This window comes from Vibrio sp. OPT20, from assembly GCF_963889365.1.
In the GTDB taxonomy this organism is placed as follows: Bacteria; Pseudomonadota; Gammaproteobacteria; order Enterobacterales; family Vibrionaceae; genus Vibrio; species Vibrio splendidus.
The window spans coordinates 972,526-977,859 of sequence record NZ_CAWPOA010000031.1; the positions used below are offsets into that span (position 1 = coordinate 972,526).

A 5,334-nucleotide genomic window follows, 5' to 3' on the forward strand; every position below is an offset into this window, starting at 1 on the left:
ATTCAAGAAGGCGAGGGTGCGTTCTACGGACCTAAGATTGAATTTACTTTGCATGATTGTTTGGACCGCGCATGGCAATGTGGTACAGTGCAGCTCGATTTTGCATTACCAGAACGTTTAGGTGCAACTTACGTAGGTGAAGATAACGAGCGTCACACGCCAGTTATGATCCACCGCGCGATTTTAGGTTCACTAGAACGCTTCATTGGTATTCTTATTGAAGAATACGCTGGCTTCTTCCCAACGTGGTTGGCGCCAGAACAAGCAATTGTTATGGGCATTACGGACAAACAGTCTGAATATGTACAAGAAATTGCGAAAAAACTGCAAAAAAGTGGATTTAGAGTCAAAGCAGACTTGAGAAATGAGAAGATTGGCTTTAAAATCCGCGAACATACTTTGAAACGTGTACCGTTCATGCTTGTGTGTGGTGACCAAGAAATGGAAGCCGGCGAAATTGCAGTACGTACACGTAAAGGTAAGGACCTTGGTAAATTTAAAGTGGATGACTTTATTTCATACATCCAAGCCGAGGTTTCAAACCGTAAGCTCAATCTGGAGGAATAGCTATTAAAGGCGGAAGACGTGGCCAACAACCGGCCAAACAAAACCAGCACCGTTTAAACGGTGACATTCGTGGCGTTCGTGAAGTGCGTCTAACTGGCGCAGACGGCGAAGCTGTTGGTGTAGTAACAATCGCTGAAGCGATGGAAGCTGCAAATGAAGCTGGTATGGATCTCGTAGAGATCAGCCCTAACGCCGAGCCGCCAGTTTGTCGTGTGATGGACTACGGTAAGTTCCTCTTCGAGAAGAGCAAAGCTGCGAAAGAGCAGAAGAAAAAGCAAAAGCAGGTTCAGATCAAGGAAATTAAATTCCGACCTGGAACTGATATTGGAGACTATCAGGTAAAACTACGCAACCTGACTGGTTTCCTTGAAGACGGCAACAAAGTGAAGGTAACAATTCGCTTCCGTGGCCGCGAAATGGCTCACCAAGAAATCGGTGTTGACGTTCTTAATCGTTTGAAAATCGATACTGAAGAATTTGCAGTTGTCGAATCTTTCCCAACGAGAATTGAAGGTCGCCAGATGATCATGGTGTTGGCCCCTAAAAAGAAGTAATTAACGGCTTTACAAGTAATTAAACCTTGCAGCCATAGGCTGTAGGGTTTTATTCGCCCTAATTACTATGTTATTAACAACTCAACAATGCGGAGTTATTCATCATGCCTAAGATGAAAACCAACAAAGGTGCTGCTAAGCGTTTCCAGAAAACTGCTGGTGGTATTAAGTTTAAGCACGCTGGTAAACGTCACATCCTGACTAAGCGTACTACTAAGAACAAGCGTCAGCTTCGTCCGAACTCAATCCTTCCAAAATGTGAAGTGGCTGCAGTTCTACGTATGATGCCATACGCTTAATTCTTTTTAGTTTATAAATTCGTTTAGTTTAGGAGAAGCATAATGCCTCGCGTAAAACGTGGTGTACAAGCTCGTGCACGTCATAAGAAAGTTCTAAAACAAGCTAAAGGTTACTACGGAGCACGTTCACGTGTTTACCGCGTAGCTTTCCAAGCAGTTACCAAAGCTGGTCAATACGCTTACCGTGACCGTCGCAACAAGAAACGTCAATTCCGTCAACTTTGGATTGCACGTATCAATGCGGCATCTCGTCAAAATGGTCTATCTTACAGCCGTTTCATCAATGGCCTTAAGAAAGCATCTATCGAGATCGACCGTAAGATTCTTGCTGACATCGCAGTATTCGACAAAGCAGCATTTGCTGTTCTAGTTGAAAAAGCGAAAGCATCTCTATAATTTAGAGTTAGCTTAAAGGTTTAAGAAAAGGAGAACTTCGGTTCTCCTTTTTTATTGCCTGTAATTTGGCTCTTTAGAGATTCCCTCCATCCATCCATCCATCCTTCCTTCCTTCCTTCGTCAGTCTAGGGAATGACGAGATGAAATTTCGCATCTAATTTTTATTCGCTTGAACACGCATTCTGGTATATAAACATCTACCTAACCTTTTAATGTTAAGCGACCGGAATAAATGACCGCACCTACCACTATGACGTTCTTCGAACGTTTTGAAACTGACATCCTTTCTGGCAAGAAGACGATTACTATTCGCGATGAATCTGAGCGTGACTACCAACCAGGCAGTGTTGTGGAAGTATCAACGCTAGAGCAAGGACGTGTGTTCTGTAATCTTAAGATCATCAGCGTTGAGCCAATTTTGTTTGATGACTTAGGTGAATTCCATGCTCAGCAAGAGAACATGACGCTGCAAGTACTCAAAGACGTGATTCAAGATATCTATCCGGGTATCTCTCAGCTGTATGTGGTTTCTTACGAGCTTGTGTAACCCGCTTTAAATGAAATTTGTTGATCACTACAGTGTTTAACTGCTGAGCAATAAGAAAGGGAAGTCACAATGAGTGAATTACAGAATGAAACAGTTCAACAAATTTTGCTTCAACTTTATTGTCGTGAGCAAAATGAGCAGCCGTTAATTTCTAGAACTGATCTCGACATTGCTCTTTATGATTGCGAAGGCTTTTTAGCGTGGCGTGATACAAAGCGTGACTTTACTGTCAGTGATATCGAGAATCGAGTTTGGGTGAAGAGTTGCCCCGGCGGTTACATCACTGAAGTGCACTTCAATGCTAATGGTTCTCTGATTGAATATCGTTTGTTCGATCGATTTGAAACAACAGGGCAGTGGCAGTTAGCCGACGGTTTGTTACACGTCGAGATTCTGAAGGGTGACAACCGCTACCAGTTTGCTGTTGTGGCTCGTGCTGATCTTAATATTCATTCTGCGGTGGAATATAAAAATGGTGAACTGCATTCGTATCTGAAATTGGTGCAGGCTGAGCATTAATCCCTTTTAGCCGACCTTGCTTGTCCATTAAAATAAGTGGTATTCCAAGAATAAAAAAGCCAACAGTGATGTTGGCTTTGTTGTTTTCAATTCGACCGAGTATTTCTAATCAACGCGCTATTAAGCTATTAAGTTAAGCCATTAAGCTTCGAAGTTCGCCAGTTGAGTATAAAGCTCGCTGTCTTGATCTTGCTTTGCACAAACCGTCAGTAGGTCTTCAATAAAGTACTTCAATGCACGTGCTTCAATTCGACGAATACCTTGTTGCTGCTCTTCAGTTAGGTAGCCGTAGATAGTTGCCGCTCCAAAGTCGCCAAAGATCATCCGACCTTGCTCATTCACTAAAGTGTTGTGAGCGTATAGATCACCATGACAGACCTTGTTGGCATGAAGGTGTTCAAACACATCAATCACCTGTTTGGTAATGCTATTGATCTGAGCAATTGAAAGCACAAAGCCTTCGTTGAACGTATCGCGAGTGCAGCTCTCAAGAGTAGGGGGCAAACCTAGGTTGTAATAGTTGCTCGGAATCAGTTCCATGACTAACGCTAGGTAGTCTGACTCGTCGACTTGAGCGATAGACTTCACTAGGTTGCTATGTTGGCCTGCTTGAAGACACGCTTCAAGTTCATCATGTGGGTAACCGTCACTGGTCACTTCGCCTTTGAATACTTTAACCGCCACTTCTTGTGGGAAATCAAAGTCACCGTTTAACCAGTTAGCATGAGAAATTACACCAGACGCGCCTTGGCCAAGCACTTGATTGAGTGAGTAGCATTGTGAACTCACGGCTGGCACGCTATCTAAGCTGCTTGGGTGTTTACAAAACGGGTTCCCCGCAAACGCTAACCACGCCAGTTTTGGTAGCTTGATTAGGAACTCAGGGAACTCAGTCAGCTGGTTTGCAGACAGACGAACTAGCTCAAGGTTTGATAGGTTTTCCATGCTTTCTGGTAGAACACGAAGCTTGTTACCCGCCAATGCGAGCTTTTGTAGTCGTGGTCTTTTACCTAAAGAGTGAGGGAGAACCTCGATCGCATTGTCTGTCAGGATCAACCAACGTAATTGAGCTGGCAAAGATTGCTCGCTAACGGTTTTGATTTGGTTGGTTTTGAAGCCAATCATTTCAAGCTTAGGAAGTGACCCCAGAACATCAGGCAGATGCGTAAACAGGTTATTCGACGCGAAGATGATACGCAGGTTGGTCAGCTGTGATAACTCTTCTGGTAAATCTGACAGTTGATTACCTGAAAGGTCTAGAATCTCAAGAGAATCAGCGAGTTCTAAGATCTCTAAAGGAAATTCAGTGAGATCTTCTGACAGTTGTAAGCGCGTAATACCGTTTAGTTGCCCTGATTTTAATTGTTCTAGAGTATGCAAACCTTAGCCTTATGAATAGATGTTCGAGGCGCGTAGTTTACTTGTCTCAACCGAGAAAGGCGAGTATCCGGAAGAATACTCGCCTAACTAAACTAAGTGAACGAATTTACGAAGGCTAAAGCTGGATATGGTTTTGGCTAACGCCGACCTCCTCAACAAAATCAACATCATGACTCACCAAGATAAATGCGCCTTGGTATTCACGTAAAGCGGACGCCAATATTTGCTTTGAGTCGATGTCTAGGTGGTTGTCCGGTTCATCAAGTAATAGAAGTGGTGTGTCTTGCTTATGGCTAACGATCAACATCGCCAGTTTCATTTTTTCACCACCACTTAAATGTGCCACTTTTCGGTATACGGAGTCTCGCCTGAACCCAATTCCAGCGAGCAGGGTTCGCGCGTCGCTCTCTGTTAATCCAAAGCTACGCTTCATTAAATTATCAAACATCGTCTCGTTGGTGTCTAACAGGCCAAAATGTTGATCCAAGTAGACGGTTGCCCCTAAGCGCTTAATTGAGCCGATATAGTTCGAGTATTGGCCATGAATCGCTTTTAACAGTGTCGACTTTCCACACCCATTAGCACCGGTTAGATAACACCGTTCCCCTTGTGATAAAGAGAAACTGATTGGCGCACCTGAGCCGTAAACAAGGCGGCAGTTTTCAACGGTTAACAAAGAGCTCTTTTTACTGCAATTACTTTGCTGTAGATACAAAGCTTGTGGTTTCAGCCGTTCCTTCAGTTCTTTAAGCGACTGAAGTTTATGTTGGTTTTGGTCAATGAGGTTCCTTTGACTTGTCGCCGACGCGGCTTGGCTTTGACCTGCTTTATCTTTCATAGCGTCCAATAATATCTTAGGTTGGCTACCTGACTTTCTGAGTCGGTTTCCCCTGAGACTCTCGCTGCTGCGCCTTTTCCTTGTTGGTTTGAGCTTGACGCACGAGTCGTTTCTTTTCGGACTGATGATGCGCAATCTGTTTGTCTAGCGCTTCGCTTTGGCTAGACACTTGTTTGAAGTAATCATCATAATTTCCTTTATAGAAATGTACGCCCAAGCTGTTTAGATGGTAGA

7 protein-coding genes and 1 pseudogene are annotated in these 5,334 nt (G+C 43.7%); 6 read left to right on the forward strand and 2 right to left on the reverse strand.

Annotated features, from left to right (window positions below):
• From AACR09_RS05560 to AACR09_RS05585, 6 genes are all read left to right on the forward strand, one after another.
• Positions 1-567 (forward strand): threonine--tRNA ligase (locus AACR09_RS05560; protein ID WP_265575722.1); only part of this gene is annotated, 567 nt, incomplete at its 5' end.
• A 2-nt stretch (positions 568-569) separates the two neighbouring features.
• Complete coding sequence (gene infC / locus AACR09_RS05565) at positions 570-1,121, forward strand: translation initiation factor IF-3 (protein ID WP_076646145.1); 552 nt, start codon at positions 570-572, stop codon at positions 1,119-1,121.
• A 104-nt stretch (positions 1,122-1,225) separates the two neighbouring features.
• Positions 1,226-1,420: a 50S ribosomal protein L35 gene (gene rpmI, locus AACR09_RS05570; RefSeq protein WP_004733518.1), complete on the forward strand. Its 195-nt coding sequence runs from the start codon at positions 1,226-1,228 to the stop codon at positions 1,418-1,420.
• 42 nt (positions 1,421-1,462) lie between these two features.
• The gene (gene rplT, locus AACR09_RS05575) at positions 1,463-1,816 is read left to right on the forward strand and encodes a 50S ribosomal protein L20 (RefSeq protein WP_004733517.1); all 354 of its coding nucleotides are present in this window, start codon (positions 1,463-1,465) and stop codon (positions 1,814-1,816) included.
• Between the two features lie 232 nt (positions 1,817-2,048).
• On the forward strand, positions 2,049-2,363 hold the full coding sequence (gene yqfB / locus AACR09_RS05580) for a N(4)-acetylcytidine aminohydrolase (RefSeq protein WP_004733516.1): 315 nt from the start codon (positions 2,049-2,051) through the stop codon (positions 2,361-2,363).
• A 69-nt stretch (positions 2,364-2,432) separates the two neighbouring features.
• Positions 2,433-2,882 (forward strand): hypothetical protein, encoded by a 450-nt coding sequence (locus AACR09_RS05585; RefSeq protein ID WP_193836135.1) that lies wholly within the window; start codon positions 2,433-2,435, stop codon positions 2,880-2,882.
• Between the two features lie 141 nt (positions 2,883-3,023).
• Here AACR09_RS05585 and AACR09_RS05590 read toward each other — a convergent pair whose 3' ends face one another.
• Together AACR09_RS05590 and AACR09_RS05595 are read right to left on the reverse strand one after the other, a co-directional pair.
• Positions 3,024-4,262, reverse strand: coding sequence for a leucine-rich repeat-containing protein kinase family protein (locus AACR09_RS05590; RefSeq protein ID WP_193836136.1), 1,239 nt, complete (start codon positions 4,260-4,262; stop codon positions 3,024-3,026).
• 115 nt (positions 4,263-4,377) lie between these two features.
• Positions 4,378-5,334 (reverse strand): annotated as a pseudogene (locus AACR09_RS05595) (ATP-binding cassette domain-containing protein); the annotation flags it as partial.